Annotated in this window: 19 protein-coding genes; 9 read left to right on the forward strand and 10 right to left on the reverse strand. The window is 32.8% G+C overall.

All coding sequences use genetic code 11. The features are described 5' to 3' along the window. Nucleotides 1–273 precede the first annotated feature (273 nt). Both NMY3_RS14360 and NMY3_RS14365 read right to left on the reverse strand, forming a co-directional pair. Nucleotides 274–672 (reverse strand): hypothetical protein, encoded by a 399-nt coding sequence (locus tag NMY3_RS14360; protein ID WP_196816500.1) that lies wholly within the window; start codon nucleotides 670–672, stop codon nucleotides 274–276. Between the two features lie 348 nt (nucleotides 673–1,020). Beyond that, the gene (locus tag NMY3_RS14365; protein ID WP_196816501.1) at nucleotides 1,021–3,120 is read right to left on the reverse strand and encodes a tetratricopeptide repeat protein; all 2,100 of its coding nucleotides are present in this window, start codon (nucleotides 3,118–3,120) and stop codon (nucleotides 1,021–1,023) included. A 796-nt stretch (nucleotides 3,121–3,916) separates the two neighbouring features. Between NMY3_RS14365 and NMY3_RS14370 the strand changes: the two genes are divergently transcribed. Both NMY3_RS14370 and NMY3_RS14375 read left to right on the forward strand, forming a co-directional pair. Beyond that, entirely contained in the window at nucleotides 3,917–4,090 is a 174-nt protein-coding gene (locus NMY3_RS14370; protein ID WP_196816502.1) for a hypothetical protein, read from the forward strand. 455 nt (nucleotides 4,091–4,545) lie between these two features. Beyond that, nucleotides 4,546–5,904: a hypothetical protein gene (locus NMY3_RS14375; RefSeq protein WP_196816503.1), complete on the forward strand. Its 1,359-nt coding sequence runs from the start codon at nucleotides 4,546–4,548 to the stop codon at nucleotides 5,902–5,904. A gap of 6 nt (nucleotides 5,905–5,910) precedes the next feature. On the opposite strand, the gene NMY3_RS14380 is transcribed toward NMY3_RS14375, so the two are convergent. Together NMY3_RS14380 and NMY3_RS14385 are read right to left on the reverse strand one after the other, a co-directional pair. Beyond that, nucleotides 5,911–6,762, reverse strand: coding sequence for a ParA family protein (locus NMY3_RS14380; protein ID WP_196816504.1), 852 nt, complete (start codon nucleotides 6,760–6,762; stop codon nucleotides 5,911–5,913). 111 nt (nucleotides 6,763–6,873) lie between these two features. Further along, nucleotides 6,874–8,343, reverse strand: coding sequence for a sensor histidine kinase (locus tag NMY3_RS14385; RefSeq protein WP_196816505.1), 1,470 nt, complete (start codon nucleotides 8,341–8,343; stop codon nucleotides 6,874–6,876). An 84-nt stretch (nucleotides 8,344–8,427) separates the two neighbouring features. Here NMY3_RS14385 and NMY3_RS14390 point away from each other — a divergent pair, with 84 nt between their 5' ends. Next, on the forward strand, nucleotides 8,428–9,537 hold the full coding sequence (locus NMY3_RS14390) for a hypothetical protein (RefSeq protein ID WP_196816506.1): 1,110 nt from the start codon (nucleotides 8,428–8,430) through the stop codon (nucleotides 9,535–9,537). A 134-nt stretch (nucleotides 9,538–9,671) separates the two neighbouring features. Beyond that, nucleotides 9,672–10,046 carry a response regulator gene (locus NMY3_RS14395; RefSeq protein ID WP_196816507.1) on the forward strand — a complete coding sequence of 125 codons (375 nt, stop codon included), beginning with the start codon at nucleotides 9,672–9,674 and terminating at the stop codon, nucleotides 10,044–10,046. A gap of 49 nt (nucleotides 10,047–10,095) precedes the next feature. On the opposite strand, the gene NMY3_RS14400 is transcribed toward NMY3_RS14395, so the two are convergent. Beyond that, nucleotides 10,096–10,302: a dodecin family protein gene (locus NMY3_RS14400; protein ID WP_196816508.1), complete on the reverse strand. Its 207-nt coding sequence runs from the start codon at nucleotides 10,300–10,302 to the stop codon at nucleotides 10,096–10,098. Nucleotides 10,303–10,457: 155 nt separating this feature from the next. Then, a complete protein-coding gene (locus NMY3_RS14405) occupies nucleotides 10,458–10,808 on the reverse strand; it encodes a DUF488 family protein (protein ID WP_196816509.1) in 351 nt (116 codons plus the stop codon). A 122-nt stretch (nucleotides 10,809–10,930) separates the two neighbouring features. Here NMY3_RS14405 and NMY3_RS14410 point away from each other — a divergent pair, with 122 nt between their 5' ends. Next, the gene (locus NMY3_RS14410; protein ID WP_196816510.1) at nucleotides 10,931–11,779 is read left to right on the forward strand and encodes a sulfurtransferase; all 849 of its coding nucleotides are present in this window, start codon (nucleotides 10,931–10,933) and stop codon (nucleotides 11,777–11,779) included. Nucleotides 11,780–11,794: 15 nt separating this feature from the next. Here the strand turns inward: NMY3_RS14410 and NMY3_RS14415 are convergent, their stop codons facing one another. Both NMY3_RS14415 and glmS read right to left on the reverse strand, forming a co-directional pair. Beyond that, nucleotides 11,795–12,538 carry a hypothetical protein gene (locus NMY3_RS14415; protein WP_196816511.1) on the reverse strand — a complete coding sequence of 248 codons (744 nt, stop codon included), beginning with the start codon at nucleotides 12,536–12,538 and terminating at the stop codon, nucleotides 11,795–11,797. Between the two features lie 54 nt (nucleotides 12,539–12,592). Next, complete coding sequence (gene glmS / locus NMY3_RS14420; protein ID WP_196816512.1) at nucleotides 12,593–14,368, reverse strand: glutamine--fructose-6-phosphate transaminase (isomerizing); 1,776 nt, start codon at nucleotides 14,366–14,368, stop codon at nucleotides 12,593–12,595. A gap of 168 nt (nucleotides 14,369–14,536) precedes the next feature. On the opposite strand from glmS, the gene NMY3_RS14425 reads away from it, so the two are divergent. Then, nucleotides 14,537–15,520, forward strand: coding sequence for an ArsR family transcriptional regulator (locus NMY3_RS14425; RefSeq protein WP_196816513.1), 984 nt, complete (start codon nucleotides 14,537–14,539; stop codon nucleotides 15,518–15,520). A gap of 13 nt (nucleotides 15,521–15,533) precedes the next feature. Here NMY3_RS14425 and NMY3_RS14430 read toward each other — a convergent pair whose 3' ends face one another. Together NMY3_RS14430 and NMY3_RS14435 are read right to left on the reverse strand one after the other, a co-directional pair. Next, nucleotides 15,534–16,043: a 30S ribosomal protein S4 gene (locus tag NMY3_RS14430; protein WP_196816514.1), complete on the reverse strand. Its 510-nt coding sequence runs from the start codon at nucleotides 16,041–16,043 to the stop codon at nucleotides 15,534–15,536. Between the two features lie 15 nt (nucleotides 16,044–16,058). After that, nucleotides 16,059–16,565: a 30S ribosomal protein S13 gene (locus NMY3_RS14435; protein WP_196816515.1), complete on the reverse strand. Its 507-nt coding sequence runs from the start codon at nucleotides 16,563–16,565 to the stop codon at nucleotides 16,059–16,061. A 439-nt stretch (nucleotides 16,566–17,004) separates the two neighbouring features. Here NMY3_RS14435 and NMY3_RS14440 point away from each other — a divergent pair, with 439 nt between their 5' ends. The 3 genes from NMY3_RS14440 to NMY3_RS14450 all read left to right on the forward strand — a co-directional run bounded on the left by NMY3_RS14440 (nucleotide 17,005) and on the right by NMY3_RS14450 (nucleotide 18,981). Then, entirely contained in the window at nucleotides 17,005–17,526 is a 522-nt protein-coding gene (locus tag NMY3_RS14440) for a PadR family transcriptional regulator (protein WP_196816516.1), read from the forward strand. A 5-nt stretch (nucleotides 17,527–17,531) separates the two neighbouring features. Further along, a complete protein-coding gene (locus tag NMY3_RS14445) occupies nucleotides 17,532–17,954 on the forward strand; it encodes an Sjogren's syndrome/scleroderma autoantigen 1 family protein (RefSeq protein ID WP_231100423.1) in 423 nt (140 codons plus the stop codon). A 286-nt stretch (nucleotides 17,955–18,240) separates the two neighbouring features. Then, a complete protein-coding gene (locus tag NMY3_RS14450; RefSeq protein ID WP_196816518.1) occupies nucleotides 18,241–18,981 on the forward strand; it encodes a PAC2 family protein in 741 nt (246 codons plus the stop codon). Nucleotides 18,982–19,268: the final 287 nt, after the last annotated feature.

A 19,268-nucleotide genomic window follows, 5' to 3' on the forward strand; every position in this document is an offset into this window, starting at 1 on the left:
TCTTTGATTCGTATTCATTCTACGATGTGAAGAAGAACAATAACCACAATATTCTGTAATACCCGCTTTCCCATGGCACATACATTCACATTTACTTCCCGCTGAAAATTTTTGTCTCATACATATAATTACTACACCAACCCTTATAACAATTGGTAATTTTACGTATATAAAAATCGAATAATTACAACTTAGATTAGATTTATTTGATCATGAAAGATAAAATCGCCTTTCAAACCAGTCAAAGTTAATGGCCATGCGTTGAATAATCAGTTATTCCTGTGCCAGTAGTTTAATGTACTTGAGAACTTTATTTTCAATAATGAATATTGAATTAGCCTCAACGTCAAATGAGATCAAGATATAGTATTTGCTTTCACTTACACTCTTTAATGGTATTGTAGCGCGTATTAGTTTGTCATACTTGCCCACTGAGTAATTAAGAGCACCTAGATTTTTCTGAAAATCTTCACGAATTTCTGCTCTAAATACTGCTTGCATTGCATAGAGCTTTGTTTCATCGTCATCCATAAGTGGATTCAATTGTTCTCGGTAGGAGGTTCCCACCAAAGTACCCATCCCATTTGCTATGCCTACAAACCGGATTAGTGGATCCAATTCCCTTATGTGTTTACAGTGATTATTTGCGAAATCTTTATTATCAAAATCCAATAATACTCAATTAATATCAAATACGTTTCATGTTATTAATTTTTGTTCTTTTCAGTAAAATTTGATACGTTGTAGTTGAAAATTAATGAGCATGTTATGAAATACATTCTGTTAAGATCCAAGCATAGTAGCAGAATATATTAATAATTATTTTTCATAGGAACGATTTGTTTTATTTTTGAAAGAATACAACATTGTCAAAGGAAAATCTAACGGCAAAAATGAGTGCAAAAATTCATTCACTTTTGGACTGCATAACCAAACAAGATTATTGTTTATCTAATAACACCAATGCAATTGATCTCTAATGAAAATCACCATCCTGTTGGTGATTACCCCACAATGTGATTACATAAGGGGAATAGAATAGTGTGCTTCATTCCTCGATATTTTCTTTTGTCCTTCAGTCTTTGACATAACTGCGTAATCGGGGTTTAGATCAATTGCCTGGTTCAAATAAAATACAGAATCAGGTAATTCGTCATCATTTGATTTTGTTTTAGATACAAAACATCTATACCAGACCTCGGGTATCAATGGATCTTGTTTTAATATGTGGTTGTAAATTGAGACTGATTCTTTGTACGATCCCAAGTGCTCCATTATGAATCCATATGTATATAGAATATCAATATCCGTTGGATCGATACCTAATGCGCGCTTTATTGTTTCCAGTGCTTCGTTAATGCGCGTCGGGAATTGATTTGCGAGAATCCATGACTTTCCATTTAGTGCTTTTACGTTATCAGAATCAATTTCCAGAGTTTTTTCGTATGAAAAGATGGCTTCTGTAAATTTGGATGTAGCTGAAAGGGCCATTCCTTTATTATAAAATGCATCTGCATAGTAGGGGTTTATTTCGATGGCCTTATCAAAGGATGTGATGGCTTCTGTAAATTTGGATGTAGCTGAAAGGGCCATTCCTTTATTATAAAATGCATCTGCATAGTAGGGGTTTATTTCGATGGCCTTATCAAAGGATGTGATGGCTTCTGTAAATTTGGATGTAGCTGAAAGGGCCATTCCTTTATTATAAAATGCATCTGCATAGTAGGGGTTTATTTCGATGGCCTTATCAAAGGATGTGATGGCTTCTGTAAATTTGGATGTAGCTGAAAGGGCCATTCCTTTATTATAAAATGCATCTGCATAGTAGGGGTTTATTTCGATGGCTTTGTCGTAGCAGGCTATGGCTTCTTGGTTATCTCCTAAATAATACAAAGATAGGCCTTTGTTGTTGTAGGCATCAGCATACTGTGGGTTTATTTCGATGGCTTTGTCGTAGCAGGCTATGGCTTCTTGGTTATTTCCAGTAACTGCCAAAACTAAACCTTTGTTGCAAAATGCGAGATCATATTTGGGGTTTATCTCGATGGCTTTGTCGTAGCAGGCTATGGCATCCTGACTTCCAATGTAATATAAAGACAAGCCTTTGTTGTTGTAGGCATCAGCATACTGTGGGTTTATTTCGATGGCTTTGTCGTAGCAGGCTATGGCTTCTTGGTTATCTCCTAAATAATACAAAGATAGGCCTTTGTTGTTGTAGGCATCAGCATACTGTGGGTTTATTTCGATGGCTTTGTCGTAGCAGGCTATGGCTTCTTGGTTATTTCCAGTAACGGACAAGGCTATACCTTTGTTGTAAAATGCAAGATCATATTCGGGGTTTATTTCGATGGCTTTGTCGTAGCAGGCTATGGCTTCTTGGTTATCTCCTAAATAATACAAAGATAGGCCTTTGTTGTTGTAGGCATCAGCATACTGTGGGTTTATTTCGATGGCTTTGTCGTAGCAGGCTATGGCTTCTTGGTTATTTCCAGTAACGGACAAGGCTATACCTTTGTTGTAAAATGCAAGATCATATTCGGGGTTTATTTCGATGGCTTTGTCGTAGCAGGCTATGGCTTCTTGGTTATCTCCTAAATAATACAAAGATAGGCCTTTGTTGTTGTAGGCATCAGCATACTGTGGGTTTATCTCGGTTTTCTGTTCAAAGGAAGTGACGGTTTTTTGGTCATCATTGTTAGAATTAGTAGAACTATCTGAATAATGTGGGTTTATCTCGGTTTTCTGTTCAAAGGAAGTGACGGTTTTTTGGTCATCATTGTTAGAATTAGTAGAACTATCTTTAATAGAAGTATTGCTAACATTGGACGGTATTGATTTAATTAAATTTGCCAATACCTCTATTTGAGTTTCAATCGACTCTTTGTGTTTTGTAGAGATATCAGAGTTTCTGATCTTGGCGTTTAAGATAGCAGTAATGTCATCGATCGAATTGCGTAAAGATGGGTCTAAATTTTCAAGAGAGTCGTCCTTTATAGGACTTCCACTGTCATCGGCAGTATTATCGATGTTGGCCTCATTATTATTGGCATTCGCATCAGCAGTATTATTATCCCTAATCTTATCCTTAGGGATTTTGTTAATTTTATAATTTCCATCCAAATAATGTCAATTCATATTACCTCTATCGTTTATTTAACCATTATAGTAAATCCATATGACAATCTGAAGATCTTTCGGTTATGATATAAAACTCATATTAATTTACAGCAAAATTTAGAAATCACATATCTGAATATTGCTATACTATTTAGTAGCCAGTAAATAAATTTGTTGATAACATATAATCATTTAGCCCTTAATGCACGAGTAATAAGAGTAATACCACTTTATATCTTATTTTGTGACAATATCAAATTTTCCGATCATTTATAAAAACATTAAAACTTTCAGCTTCGATTTTAACTTTGTTATAATATTCAAATACTTTTGTAATATTCTAACCAATTTAGCATGGATATTAGTACTAAAATGGAGACTGTTCTAATTAATTTCGTTTAAGATGATAGTAGCCTGGATTTAATTCATTTTTAATATAACTTGGGGTTAATAATGATAATTTTTTTGGTACTACAATCATTTTAAAACATAGAGTGACTAAGAAAGTTGAAATGAAATTGTGAAATAATCTAAGGATAGATCATCTATGATAACGAACTAGAACAGTAAATTTAAGATCAAATAATTTTAAATTAACTAATCATAGGTTTAAAAATTTAAATATTTTGTTGCTATTATGAGTATTACTTGCGAATGAATGCCCAAATATTGAGTTAAAAATACTTTGAATGATCCAATATAATATTGAAATGTCAAACTTTATTAGTATTATTCAATTAGGATTGAACTATGTTACCATAAAGATAACTCATAAGTTTTAAGACTGCTTATATAGTATATGAATAAAATTGTTAAAGAAATAGCATCTATGATAGAAAATGGTATTAATGAAAATAAATTCGATATGAGCACATCTGGACTTAGTCAAGAACAGATGGATGTCATAAATAACTTTTCAAAATCATTAAACAGGAATGCTTGGTGGGGACCTTATCCACTCAAGGGGAAATAATTATATTCAATTATCTGTATGGAAATGTTCCATGATGGTATGGAAAGATTGAATCTTGGTTTTACATGTGAGTAATAATGGAACTCGATAAAGACATTTGCAATTGCATACTGTGTGGCCAGAGGTGCTACAATAATTTGGTCAATAACGATACTAAGGTGAAGTTGTTCTTTGATAGGCCAGATTGTTTTAGACTATACAAAAGGTTCATTAGTATTTATGGAGCCGAATTCTCAGAGTTCTTAGGAATCTCGAAGTCATGAATTTTTTTATATAAATGTGAAAGCTCGAATATTTAATAAGGATTGAAAAGTGCAGCTAAATCTAATATGTTTCTCTGAATCAGGATAATCTCAAACTTAGAAAGAGGTTTGCGACATTATCGACATCCTTTTCTTTGAGGGAATCTAACAATTACTAAAAGATTAAAATATAAGTAAAATTAAGGAGTACAATTGAAATCATTGGATATTTCATCTAAGAATCCATCTCATAGTCCTTTGATAATAGCTATTATTATGATGACTGTATTATTTATAGATTTTTACTTAAGCACGATAGCTAATATAATTGTCCCATTTTCAGAATCATTCTATGGACTAAGTATTTTTTTGATAATGATCATTGCAAGTATAGGGGCAAGTCATTATTTTTTGAATAAGCTTTTTGTAATAGTGAAAGGTAATAGAAACGCATTCAGCAAATACAAAAAAATAATTCGAGTTATTCAATTGATTTTATATGCACTAGGAATTATCCTGTTGATAAATATTTTACTTCAGAACAAATATTATACAATAAATATAATTTCGATTGTCACGATTAGTTACAGTTGTAGTATCGTAGCTAGTTTGTTGGTAAGTATAAAACTATTTAGTTGGTATAGGGAAAATAAGAACATTTTTTCGTTTTTGTTTGGTTTGACTATTTTATTCATTTTTATTAATAATTTGATATCATTACCCCTCTTTGATCTATTATTGTTTGAAAAACCTTATGAAATCAATCATAATACTCCAGTTGAATTCAATTTTGAATGTACTGATGCTTCAACATATTGTGATATTAAACAAAACTTGCTCAATTATCAGTCATATACATTGATGACCTACATATTACTTTTCTGGATAAGTAGTATATTTCTCTTACACCATCATATAAAGAAGCTTGGAAAAGTAAAGTTCATAATTTTAGTGACTTTACCTATAGTAATATTTTATTTCCAATTTATATATCAATATAATGAGCTTTATAGCCTAAATGATGAATTAAAATTTGATGAAAATGTAATTTATTCGATTCAAGTTTTTATTCTTGTATTATGCTATGCAGGTGTAGGAATATTTTTTGGGTTGGGATTAAGATCGGTTGCAAATTTAATGAAATTTTCTCCAAATATTGAAAATTATCTAAAAATGGCATCGTATGGAATAATGCTTTTTATACTAGCAGCAAACTCAACTATTGTTGCTATTGGAATACCGCCGTATGGTATCCCGAGCATGATTTTTCTTCCCTTTGCATCTATATTAATTTATGTTGGTATCTATTATTCAGTTATTGCTATTTCAAATGATGTTACTGTTAGAAAGTATATCAAGAATTCAACATTGAATGAGCTAAAAATATTAGGGAAATTCGCTGAATCCCAAATGATAGACAACATGAAAGATAAAGTATTAAAAATGAGTAAACAATATTCCGACCAATTGCATAAACAAAGCAACACAGATACTACAGAAACGGAAGAGGACTTGAAAAATTATCTAGAGGATGCAATCAAGTTATTTAATACAAAGAATTCTAAGGAATAAAAGTTATTAAGCCAGTTTTTCCACTGATTCAACTAAATCATATACTTTTTTAGTAAATGGGTGATTTTGAAATTCATGAGCAGTTAAATATTCTCTTTCTTTAAATTGGATGTCACAATAGCAAGGTATCTCAGCCAGGGTATCAATATGGAAGGATTCAATGTGTAAGTTGTTCAAGGCATCTTGAATTTTTTCTTTAAAAAGAGACTCAGTTAAATCAAATTTGCTATAACTACTATCTTTATTGAATGGAACGCAATAACCAGACACACGGTTTAACAGCAGTTTACAAATCGATCCATGCTCAATAAGAGAACCATATATTTCATTTATCATTTTTAGTGTTCCTTTCAAATCCAAATCGCCCATCTTCAAGGTCAATAGCACAATATCAGAAATTACTATTGAGTTAATAGACCAATACCTAATGCCTGGGCTAGTATCCATTATTATGAAGTCTGCATCATTATCTACTAAAAGTGATTCTCGTAATGAAATGAAATTTCTAAACTGCTTTAGTTGTTGCTCCCGATCATTTACCAGACTACCCTCTAATTGATATATGTCCTCTTTTCCGCCTCTTGAGAATCCCACCGATAGTTTTCCCCTGAACTTATGATCAATAAAGGAACTAGAGTCAATCATAATATCATTCAAATTAGTATTGTTTTTTAAATAATCGTTTATCCAATATTTAGGTTCTATATTAAAATATGTATAAAGACTGGGAGCATAGAAATCTAGATCTAGGAGATAGACTTTGTAGCCCTTAGAGGCCAGTACAAACGAAAAATTGGCGGCTAGCGTCGTTTTCCCAGTACCTCCTTTATAAGAATGGAAAGAGATGCATTTGCCCAATTAAGATACTTTAAGAGGTTATTTAAAAAACCTTTTGAAATATGGTTAATGAAAAATTGCAGACTATTTTAGTAAAACTATGTTGTCCTATAAGGACATAAGTTACAAAAATCATTCCGTCGGTAATTCAAAGCTAAATGTACTACCTGCTCCGATATCATTATTTCTTCCTTCAATCCGTCCTTGGTGTTTCTCTATTATTAATTTTGATATGTAAAGACCCAAACCAGTTCCGAGTTTGTCGGTTGTAAAGAATTTGGTAAATAATTTGGGGAATTCATTTTCATTAATACCACATCCAGTATCGCTAATTTTGACTTTCAAATTTTGTGGCAATTTTTCTATAGATATGTCAATTCGTCCTTCCTCGGTGAACTTTATTGAATTACTTATTAGATTATCTAGTACTTCAGTTATTCTTATTTTGTCGGCTTGAATCACCAACGGTTTGAATGAGTAAGTCAGATCAAGTTTTATATTTTTGTTATTTACCTGTAAGGCATAATCACTTACTAAGTCTTCAATGGTTTTCACAATATCGAATGGTTCGATGTTAAGGTTAAAAATTCTATTTTCCATCCTTGCATAATCAAGAATATTATTAGTCATGATATCTAATTTTCGAGCATTTCTTGAGATGATTTTCAATAATTCATTTTTTTGTTCAGAACTTAGTCTCGTATTGTTTTGCATCATGTCTGAAAATCCTAGAATCGGTTGGATGGGATTTTTTAATTCATGAGCAAGGATTCTTACAAAATTATGATTGGAGATATTGTTCCTATTTAGTTCCAAGGACAAATTTTTTACCTTATTTTCCAATATTGACTGCTTCCAAAGGCTTTCAAAAACGATTGTGTTGTACCAAATCAATGAATCTTTTGTAGAAATCACATTAAAATACGTAAATTCTTGTGGGTTGTTATCATTTCTTTTCATTTCAGAAAAAATAGATGTGACTTTATCTCTAACAACTATTAAATATTGGATGCTATTTTCAGGTATATAGTTTAATTCTACATACCCGTTGTCCTTAACGTCGGATTTTTCGAAAAAGGACAACACTTTTTTGTTTTTTGGGGCTAATAATTTAATTTTGGGTTTTGGTAAATCTATGTCATTGTAATTATATGAAGAAAATAACAAATCAAATGTATTGTTAAATCTAGAAAAAATTTCACTACTTGAAAAAACGATCTGCAACTCTTCCTTCGTCTCAGAAATCTCTTTCAGAAGCATTCCTTCAAAAACAGCGAAATCAGAGATGATCTCAGAACTGCTAAATTTAGTGTTCTTGATTTCAAAAAGTGATAATTCAAGGATATCACCAGAATAACTTTCCCATTTGATCTTGTCCAAACCTAATTCTGAAAAATTTTTACCATAGACAGAAGAAAGCCTATTGTAAAACATGAAGCAATTTTTATGATGAAATCTCTCGCCTCCCTGGTCTGTCGGTTCAACCTGCAAATCACCGGTAAATTTAATTGATTTACCACAAAGGTAACATTTTATCTCATCCTTAAATTCATCCACCTGTGAATTTGAATTTGTGATGATTGTTATATAGGTAGTTAGCAAGATAAATAAATAAACTTATCTTGATTTTGCTTCTTTCTTTAAAAGTATACTAAAAATTATAAAACAAGTGTATTAAGATTGAATGTGTTTAAGAGACCCTTTGTGTTTAATTTTTTAGAAAAACTGAATTATGAAAGAATTTTATTGAATAATACCAACCCCTTAGAGTTACTAGATCAACTAAATATACCAAAAGAAAGAAATACATCAATTAGTCCTAAAATTCTAATAGTTACAAAGAAAATAGATATTGAAGCAGATCTTCTTGGAATACAATTCTTAAAACATGGGATAGAATACTTAAAACTAACAGAGGAAGACATACCGCTAAACTTTGGCTGTGAGTTTAGAATAGGTAAAAAGAATAAATTTAGAGTTGTAATAAAAGGAAGAAAGACAAATCTCCAGAATATTAAGATTGTTTTATTGAGGCATTTTGATCCAAAATTTTTGAATTATTTTTCCGGAATTAGACAAACATACTTCGTGCAACAATGGTATCAGACCTTTTTATGCCTTCAACAGATTTTAAAATGTGTATGGATAAATGATCCTCAAAAGACTTTTGACGCTGAAAATAGATTGAATCAGTTACTTACTGCGCAACGGATTGGCTTTAACATACCAGAAACATCAATTACAAATCACCCAGATGTCGGTAGGAGATTCTTTGATGAAAATTTCGGAACTACGCTAGTTAAAGTTCTTCATCATCACGAAATTATTCACAAATGCATGTCATACAGATTCTTGGCCACTAAGATAGAGAATAGCCATTTATCAAAATTTGACGAATTATCATATTCGCCTGTAATTTTTCAGAAGAGGATTGAAATCGATTCAGAGATTCGAGTAACCATCATAGGTGACAATATTTTTTCTTGCGATCTTTCTACTAGTCATGGCAAAAAATACTTTGACCTGCACAGGATCAAAGAGAAAGATTTGAAGTATAAGGAGATCAATTTAGAGAAAAAAATAGAAAAACTATGCCTAAAGCTCAATAAAGAACTGAAGTTACTGGTATCAAGTATTGACTTCATCGTAGACAAAAAGGGGGAGATAGTTTTTCTTGAAATCAATCCAGTTGGGGATTGGAATTGGATTGAAAAACATACTAATTTACCGATAACAAAATCAATGTTTGACTTTGTGAACAGTCTATTAAAAAAAAATAGATTACATGATTCATAAATGTATCATAATTAAACTCAAAAATTTCTTTGATCATTCTAGACCATGAGAATATGACCAATAATTTGATAACTTTGTGGTGTCAAAATGTAAATATATTTTAGTTGGTTTAACAATCAATAAAATATTCTATAATGGGAAATAATATCATAGTAATCGATGATGATGTAGGAACAGCATTATTCTTTAAAATTTGTTTAGAAGATGAGGGGTACCAAGTTAATATTTACAATGATCCGAACTCCCTTTTAGAAGAATTTGAACCTGGAATTTATGATCTCCTTATAACCGATATAAGAATGCCCAGAATAAATGGTTTTGAATTAGCTAGTAGGGTTAGAATAATGGATAGTAAAATTAAGATCTGCCTAGCTACTGCATTTGAGGAATATTATCAGTCAATTATAAAGTCGTATTCAGATTTAAGTTTTAACTGCATAATCAGAAAACCAATTAATAAAGATAATTTTTTGGAGATCGTTGAAAGCAGGTTGAATGAATCAAAGTAGATTCAGAAATTTTATGAGAGCCATCTACCAATAAAATCTCTAAATAATTCTAGTCCGCCCTTTCTATCTTAAATCCTATTCTAACCTCTACCTGATATTCAACTTGCTGATTTTCATCCAATCTAAAGGTAACTCTACCCATTTCACCCCATTGAATATTCTTCACGGTTTTAGACGCTTCCTTAAAGGCGTTGTTGACAGCTTCATTTATTCCAGTTGGTGACGTGCCAACTATTTCGATATATTTGTAAACCATTAGAGGTTTTAATTTTCGTCACATAAAAATATAATCAAAAATCTACAATTAACAGGTTCATGATAAACTTTATTGAAAAAATTTCAAAATTAATGATTATTGATTAACAAAAGTCATGTTTGTCATCATTGATCGACTATACTCCTTTATTCGACCTAGGAATTTTCAATGAGTTGTTTCAAAATATGACGATGACATTTATTCATGTTTTCTGGTTCATAGCAAAGTAACACAACATCGTTCCTCCTTGAATAATCTTTTATCCATTTTATGTTAGAAATAGCTGGCGTGGCACTCATTTCTTTTTGATACAAATCTGTGTATTCATTAATATCCAGTTCATCGCGTTCAAACTTATCAGTCAAACTCTTAGAGGGTGATAAATCATAAAACCAAGCATCCATTTTATGCTGTAGCTCAAAAGGCAGTGTAGCGGAAACAGCAATCCTGTAGTAATCACTCTTATATCTTGAAAGATTGGTTAATGAATCTGTATATATGGTCACAAAACTAATAATTGTGACATCACTAAAATCGTTTTTGATTTTGAAAAAAAAGTTTAATAAACTAAAGAATGGGAATTTTTTTATTATTTAAATACTGTATAAGGTTAATGATTATCTGATAAATGTCGAATAAATATGCTCATCCTGAGGTTTTAGTTGATACAAGTTGGACTGAAGATCACTTAAAAGATCCGAATGTAAGAATTGCAGAGGTGGACTATGATCCAAAAGCAAACTACCATTTAGGACATATTCCCGGGTCAGTGTTGTTTGATTGGAAGAAGGATATCAATGACCCCTTAAATAGGAACATCATTTCAAAAGAATCATGCGAAGAATTACTCAAAAAATCAGGAATAAATCAGGATACGACTCTAGTACTTTACGGAGATTTTAACAATTGGTTCGCGGCTTTCGCTTTTTGGGTTTTTAAGTATTATGGTTATAAGGATGTGCGCATAATAAATGGAGGCAGAAAAAAATGGCTTGAAGAGGATAGATCTATTGAGAAAACCATCCCAACTTATCCAACAGGCGATTTCAAAGCATCTAACCCTGATGAGAAAATAAGAACATATCTAAATCACGTGTCAGATTCACTCAAAAACAACCAAAGCATCTTAGTCGATGTAAGGTCGCCAGCAGAATTTACTGGAGAAGTGACTGCACCAGCCGAATATCCTACTGAACATGCACAAAGGGGTGGCCACATTCCTAAAGCTATCAATATACCGTGGGGAAAAGCAGTCAATGAGGATGGAACGTTCAAATCGCTTGAAGATTTAATGAAGCTTTATAAGGAAAATGGAATCCTGCCAGATAAGGAAGTAATTTCATACTGCAGGATTGGAGAAAGATCATCACATACATGGTTTGTGCTAAAGTATCTTTTGGGCTACCCAGATGTAAAGAACTATGATGGATCATGGACAGAATGGGGCAATATGATTGGAAACCCGATTGAAAAATAGATTATTCCATTGTTCCTAATCTTTTATTTTTTTAATAATTACATTAAATAAGTAATTATTACTAGAATTTGGTAATGAAGATTGTACAGGGTTTTTCTCTTGCACAATTTCAATAATTTCTTGTTTGTTTTGATTAGCCCAACGTAATAATTCAAGATCAGCAGTAGGATCATCAGACACTAATCTTATAACGTGCCCAATCCGCATATTTTTCACCATGAATTCATCTAATTTTGCCAAAGTGGCAGAACATTCAGTACCTAATTCAAACATGTGAAAATCAGGAAACGATTTAAAGCATTTCACATTGAATTTCTTAATTTGAGACTCTATCTCAAACTTACACTCCTCGATGGTTCTTATGGATTCAAGACTTTCGAGGTTGTCTTTAGTTTTGATCTTTGCTATCCATCCACGCTCAAATGGGGAGTCATTAACAATCTTAGGGTTATCAATGATTTCTTGATTTGTTTCCACAATATTCCCAGATACAGGAGAACGAATTATTCCAAAGTGGTTTAAACTCTCAATTGTACCCAAGCTCTTATTTCTAACTATTTCCGTGCCAACTGGTTTAGTTTTAAATTTGAGGATCTTGCCTGCTATGTATGAATATACTGGAGTAATACCTACAAGGACCTGCTTTACATCATTTTTTTTATCATCCGGCTTCTCTATTGATTTTACCCAAGTAAAGTTATCTAGATCATAAAAGTAATTTACTGGAAATACACAATTTTCAATTCTGTTGTCTAGCATAGTCATTATTGCAAATAAATTAAAGGAAATTATTTCAATATAATAGTAACCATTTCATTTTACGGTCACGGATTTAGCCAAATTTCTAGGGTAATCTGGATCTACTTGTTTCTTCAAGGCCAAATAGTATGACATTAGTTGTAATGGGATGATTTCAAGAATTGGATAAAGGTAGCTATCAACATCAGGTAATTCCACAAACCGATCATATACCTCATTCTTTTTGTTTGAAATACCAATTATATAGGCCCCACGTGATTTAATTTCATTCGAACTAGAAATAACGTCCTGATAGGTTTCGTCGGTAGGGTTTAAGACAACAACTACGGACTCTTTGTCAATCAACGCCAGTGGTCCGTGCTTTAACTCACCTGCGGCGATACCTTCTGCATGTATATAGGCCAACTCCTTAATTTTTAGAGATCCCTCTAAGGCAATCGGATAATGGATGGACCTCCCCAAAATGTATATATCCTTAATATTAGTGTCCAGGGATGAAACTAGATTTTGAATAATACCATCCGAGTTCAACACCTTTTTTACCATCATTAGTAAATTCCTTTGATTAAATTTATCAAATGGCATTTGACCACTCGATAAAATATTTACAATTTTATATATTAACATCAGCTGGCCCATGAAACTCTTTGTGGCAGCAACTCCTATTTCGGGACCACAATTCAAGGTAAGAATAGAATCACTCATTCGTGCCAGAGACGAAGTAGGTACATTCACAATTGAAAGAATTTTAGCACCATTTTCTTTTGCTTTCTTTACTGAATGCAAAACATCAGCCGTTTCACCACTTTGGGAAATGGCTATTACAACTGAATTAGGCTCCAAAGAGTCCGAATAATATTGAAATTCGCTTGACATAATTACCTCGGTTTTTATCTTTGCAAATTTTGAAAGGAGTTGCTTTCCCAACAATCCACAGTTATAGCTTGTTCCGCTACCAGTGATATAAACATTGGATGCATCTCTAATGAATTCACAAAAATTTTGAAAATCATTGAATTCTTGAAATGGTTTCAATAGAGTTAATGACTGTTCATGAATTTCTTTTATAGTGTGGTGTGCATACTTTCCTTTTTCAGTAGACCCTAGTTCCCATGCAACCTGAGTTATAGGTCTGGCTACAATTCGTTTATTCAAATCAAATATTCGATAAGTATTATGATCAATTATTACAATATCGCCATTATCCAAGAAAACAGATTTATCGGTGTATTTCAGGAAACCTAATACATCGCTAGATAGAAACAAAGCACTATCAGATATTCCTACTATCAAGGGTTCATCGAATCGTGCACCGGCAATAATACCATTTTCAAAAATAGCAACAAAGGCAAAAGATCCTTTAAGGGCCTGACAGGTTTTCATCATAGTTTCTTTCACATTAGAGTCAGATTCTTGGTAGCATTTTTCCAACAGATGGGCAATAACCTCACTGTCAGTCTGACTTTTGAAAGTATGACCGTCTCTTGTTAACTCTGTTTTCAATTCTTGGTAATTTTCTATTATTCCGTTATGAACTACAGCAATATTGGATGAACATGAATAATGTGGATGAGCATTTTTATCGTTTACGCTCCCATGAGTTGCCCAACGGGTATGACCTATTCCAATTTGTCCAGGAAGTTTATTGAGGTCCATTTCTTTATCAACTTCTGCAACTTTTCCTACTCCCTTACTCACTAAAATATTTCCGTCATTTAAGGTTGCAATTCCAACACTGTCATAACCTCTATATTCCATCTTTTTTAAGCTCTCAACTAACAATGGAGCCGCAGAGATTAACTTCCCACTATACCCTATAATTGAACACACAACTATTCTGAAAAAAAATTGTTTAAAACCTTTATCAAAAATAAGATCTTTCCGTTATAAAAAAAAATATAATCGACGGGAAAAATTTGTTCGTCATTGTTCATAATTATTTTTCTATTATAACAAAAAATATATACCAGCAAAAAAAAAATTATAACATCATATATTATGGGGATCGAAAAAAAAATAATTTATGAAAAGGAGGGTAGACTCTATGAGAAAAAAATTATAGTGTTTGAAAAACAAAAAGAAATCCAAGTTTTATCAAATCCGATCGCCTGGAAGATACTAAGGCTGATTTCCGATAGACCCAGGTATACTGCTCAGATAGCCAAAGAATTAGAGATATACGAACAGAGCGCTTATTACTATGTCAGAAAATTGGTTTCGATTGGAGCAATTGAAGAAACAGGATCATATTTTGTCAAGGGCGGAACTGCCAAACTTTACTCGGCCACCAGCCCCGCCTTTGGTATCGAAATGGAATGGGGTGAAAATTTATCAATTGAATACAACCTAAATGATTGGAAAAAAACCACAGAATTCTTGACTGCTAGAAAGTTTCTAAAGGAGTTCATCGATGAAAATAACAAATTCGACGGGTTAGTCATAGTAGGATCTCCTAATCCCCACGGGATCTTCAAAACATCTGCAAGAGATGGGCACTATGCAATTCAATTGGCTTTTTTTTTAGGAAATATATGCAATTTGCCTCAAGGCTTTGTTGTAAAGTTAGATGAAGATGCGAAGGCCGAGAAGGAGTTAGAAGATAATAACTTGATCATAATCGGTGGTCCAGGAACAAATATAGTTTCTTCTGAATTCAATAGGTATTTACCAATTAAATTTAATGAAGAAAACTATTGGTCAGGCCTCGTGGACAAACCTGGGAGAATTTACCACCTAGACAATTTGGGAATTATTGCAAAATTTAAAAATCCATTTAATGAAAAAAAATCAATAATTTTGATCGCCGGAGTGAGATCAATTGGAACTAAATCCGGTGTAATTGCATTTACTAACTTTAGTAAAAAAACATTTTCAGATTATTCAGGAGATGAACAGGAATGGGAAGCCTTGGTTCAAGGCTATGACATGGATAGTGATGGCAAAATAGATTACGTAGATATAGAAAAGGTTGTAAGAACGTGAGTCTCTAATAATTTCAATTGTTTTTGATAGATTCTGAGGTTTCAATCGCAGGGGTAAAATGCACTAGTATCTGAGACTCTTCCTCTTTCCTTACCAAATAGCCTGGCAGATTTATCTTTCGGTTTCCTAAGCTGACATGGCCATGCACAACCAACTGGCGAGCTTGATATGGTGATTTCAGATTGGATTTTTTCATTATGATTGTTTGCAATCGTCTCTCCAAAATATCTTCTATCTTTAAGTTCAAAACGTCATCCAGGGATGAACCGCTAGAAACAAGACCAAGTCTAGAAATATAGTTTAATAGCTGTGTTTCCTTTTCGTGTCTTACATCAATCGATAAAGATAAAAGGGCACGAGCTTGATTCCTTATCCTGGCAATTTCTGTCTGAGCCTTCCATAACTCACGTTTATTTCTTAAACCATAAGAACCGACTACATACAACTCTGAACTTATTTGATCGCTTGTCCAAATGCTACGCGGTCGGTTATAATTCTTCTTTGATTTTCTAGGATCTCCCACTCAATTCACCTTAGTTTATTTCGACCCTGCTGCTCCAGCTGGTGCCTTTCCTGATGCCTTCTTGACCCCCACGGCGGTGGCCTTCCTGCCCGTGGTTCTAGTGCACTGACCTCTAACTCTCAAACCAAACATATGCCTGTATCCTCTCCAACTCATAACAGACTTCTCTCTCTCAATATCATTTGATTTGGTAAAATCCAAATCTGATGTAATTAGATGAATGTCAGCTCCTGAATCCATATCTTTTCTTCTATTAAGATACCAATTAGGAACTCCGATTGTTCCAATATTTCTAATAGAATTCTCAATATCAGAAAGTTCTTTATCAGTCAAAAATCCTACCCTTAAGTATGGATTAATGTTCAAAGTCTGCAATATTACTTGTGACAAATTATAACCAACACCTTTAACTTCACTTAATGCAACTACTGACTTCTTGCTGCCTTCGATATCTTTACCGGCTATTCTTAGAATATGTTTAAACTCTTCGACTGACAACTTGCTTATAAATGAGCATTCCATTTTCCTAAATAAAAACTATACTAGCCAGGTCAAGTCAAGAGTCTAATTTATCTGATAATAATTACAATGACGAGACTTAAATGAGTCCTTAGATTGTAATATTTATACAAAAAGGATCGCATCAATGTAATAATAGGAGAGAATGTAACGAAAACAGCACAATTAAGTCTTATATCCTTCTTCATACACTATAAAGATAAAATGAATGAAAACATCATCCACAAGAGAAAGGTTCTGGAACAGCAGGGTGAAATAGAATCGGAAAACTATCAGGCAGATGTAGAACTAGCCATTGAGAACCACTAGATAATAGGCTATCAGTATTTGAGACTATCAAACCAAACAAAAAAGATGCATGTGTTTTAAGTAATTAACATATTTGTCTAATTTATTCAAAAGGAAAATTTTAATAAGTCGCTAGTGATATATTTATTATAAAATGATATCTGACTGGTTGTCCCGTGTAGGAAGTGCTATTCCTAGAGGGTTCTCTCGCCATTATATCTTGGAGCTTTTAGCTGAACAACCAATGACGGGTAAGGAGATCATCGACAAAGCAATAGTTCAAACAGGGGGAAAATGGAAACCATCTCCGGGCCTCATCTATCCATTACTGGGAAGACTACTAGAGGAAGGATTAATTGAAGAACACGAAAATGGTAGGTATCGAATAACTAAGAAAGGGATTTCCATAGCCTCAGATATCAAATCAGCGCATAATATAATGCAAAAACAACTGGAAGTAATGTTCAGGATTGGAAATATGGGAAAATTCATGACCATGGATTTGATTGATAGGATTTCGGCAATAGGATCCACACTAAGTTCAAATTTGGACAGAATGACAGAAGAAGAAAAGAACAAGTACAAGGACTTTTTAGTAAATGAATTAAAGAAACTTAACAATCAGGAGAAAATTCAAGTTGATGATAGAAAAGTTGATGATAGAACCATAACTTGACTAAAATGAATAACGATTTGATTAAACAGGGAGCTTACTATCTGTTGAGAGGAGGTACTCTCCTTTCAGAGCCTTGCAAAAAATGTGGAAATCTTCAGATAAAATATAAGGAAGATGTAATTTGTATGAATTGTCAACACATAGAACAAGGTAGAATGGAACCACAAGAAACCTCTGTAAGTAATATCGAGACTAAAAAAGAGATCCCCAATGTGAGGAGCGGAGAAGATGATAAAGGGACTCTGAATACTCTCGATGATATCCACGAAGTGTTAAGTCAGGTAGAACATAAAGTTCTTCAAAGCTTAGCAATGCTCAACGTGGAACAGGATTTGACGGCCAGTCCAAAAAGATTCAGGAAATATTTGAAAATTGTTCAAACTAGTTTGAAAACTATTGAGATGATTAAACATATCAAAAAGCTATAGATATACTTATTGTCTTGTATAAAAGGTGAATAAGAAGTAATCTTATATCTAAACCTTTTTTTGATCTTGGTTCGCTATTCCCAATATAGACAGAGATAAAAAAATCAATTCCTACAGTGATTAGCAGAATCTGAATCTTGGCATTTCAAAGCTAAAGCGGATAAAATATTGTAAATATCTAGCTTTATTATCTATTTTAAACTCTTGAAACCATGTTAAAAATGCTTGATTTTTGAGGTTATCAATAATTTTAATATAAAAGAAAGGAGTATAATCGACAAAAATGATGAATATTTCGATCAAGATGCTCAAAGAAATAAAGTTGGACAATTTTGTTGTTTTTGCCTCTCTGCCAGATATGGGTAAAGTTGGTGGGCTTGTATCAGAACATCTAATTAAGGAACTTCAGGTAGAAAAATTTGCAGAGATCGGAATTTTTGAAAAACCTTGGGTAAAAAATGAAAAGGGATTGGTCAAGCCTGTAATAGATACGTACGACTTTTACGTTAATTATGAAAATAAAGTCATAATCATGACGGGTAAAGAACAGCCACAGGATCCAAATAACCTTATTAATTTATGTCTTACCTCTTTTAACATCATAAAAAATATTGGTATTCCTAAAATTATTTATACGTCTGGAGGATATCACCAGCCCCAATTAGCTCAGGCCCCAAAAGTATACGCAGTCTCAACAGATAAAGAGACTGTTATCAAGCTAAAAAGCCTAGGGATTAATGTCTTTGATACAGAAATTGAAGTTATTACCTGGTTTAATGGAGTAGTTCTTGGAGTTGCAAGCGAAATGAAGTTTAATGCGATAGGTCTTTTTGGTGAAATAATGGAAACCAATGAAAAACAACCCTTAGCCGCAAAATCGATTCTAAAAGTGTTTTCCATTTTAGAGAACATATCTATTAATACCGATGGATTTGATTTAGAGTATGAGAATCAAATGCTCGATAAAAGTAAAAGAATTGATAACGATGGAAATACATCTAAAAAGTCGGGACCTGGTATAGGTTAAATTAAATCATATTGCTATCAGTAACAAGAACGACCTTTTACCGATCTCACAAAAGGAATAATTGATTTGTTTCTAATTGCAAACTATTTTAAATCATTCCAAACAGGAAGCAATCTAAACCTCAAGTTTAAGGACTTCTATTTTCCGGTAACCGAAGTTGATTTGAATTGTATTTTGAACATATCTCCAATCAAATTAAACTTATAACTCTCAAGAGGATCCCTACTAAAAAATCATATACCTATCATAAAAGTTGATGACAGTTTTATCAGGTGCAGTCATTCTAC

The sequence above is a fragment of the Candidatus Nitrosocosmicus oleophilus genome (assembly GCF_000802205.1).
GTDB classification, from domain to species: Archaea; Thermoproteota; Nitrososphaeria; order Nitrososphaerales; family Nitrososphaeraceae; genus Nitrosocosmicus; species Nitrosocosmicus oleophilus.

Excerpts from the sequence above, each read along its gene's own strand:
- NMY3_RS14370 (WP_196816502.1), top strand. The coding sequence starts at position 3,917 with ATGAATAAAATTGTTAAAGAAATAGCATCTATGATAGAAAATGGTATT.
- NMY3_RS14395 (WP_196816507.1), top strand. The coding sequence starts at position 9,672 with ATGGGAAATAATATCATAGTAATCGATGATGATGTAGGAACAGCATTA.
- NMY3_RS14400 (WP_196816508.1), bottom strand. The coding sequence starts at position 10,302 with ATGGTTTACAAATATATCGAAATAGTTGGCACGTCACCAACTGGAATA.
- NMY3_RS14410 (WP_196816510.1), top strand. The coding sequence starts at position 10,931 with ATGTCGAATAAATATGCTCATCCTGAGGTTTTAGTTGATACAAGTTGG.
- NMY3_RS14415 (WP_196816511.1), bottom strand. The coding sequence starts at position 12,538 with ATGCTAGACAACAGAATTGAAAATTGTGTATTTCCAGTAAATTACTTT.
- NMY3_RS14425 (WP_196816513.1), top strand. The coding sequence starts at position 14,537 with ATGGGGATCGAAAAAAAAATAATTTATGAAAAGGAGGGTAGACTCTAT.
- NMY3_RS14435 (WP_196816515.1), bottom strand. The coding sequence starts at position 16,565 with ATGGAATGCTCATTTATAAGCAAGTTGTCAGTCGAAGAGTTTAAACAT.
- NMY3_RS14440 (WP_196816516.1), top strand. The coding sequence starts at position 17,005 with ATGATATCTGACTGGTTGTCCCGTGTAGGAAGTGCTATTCCTAGAGGG.
- NMY3_RS14445 (WP_231100423.1), top strand. The coding sequence starts at position 17,532 with ATGAATAACGATTTGATTAAACAGGGAGCTTACTATCTGTTGAGAGGA.
- NMY3_RS14450 (WP_196816518.1), top strand. The coding sequence starts at position 18,241 with ATGAATATTTCGATCAAGATGCTCAAAGAAATAAAGTTGGACAATTTT.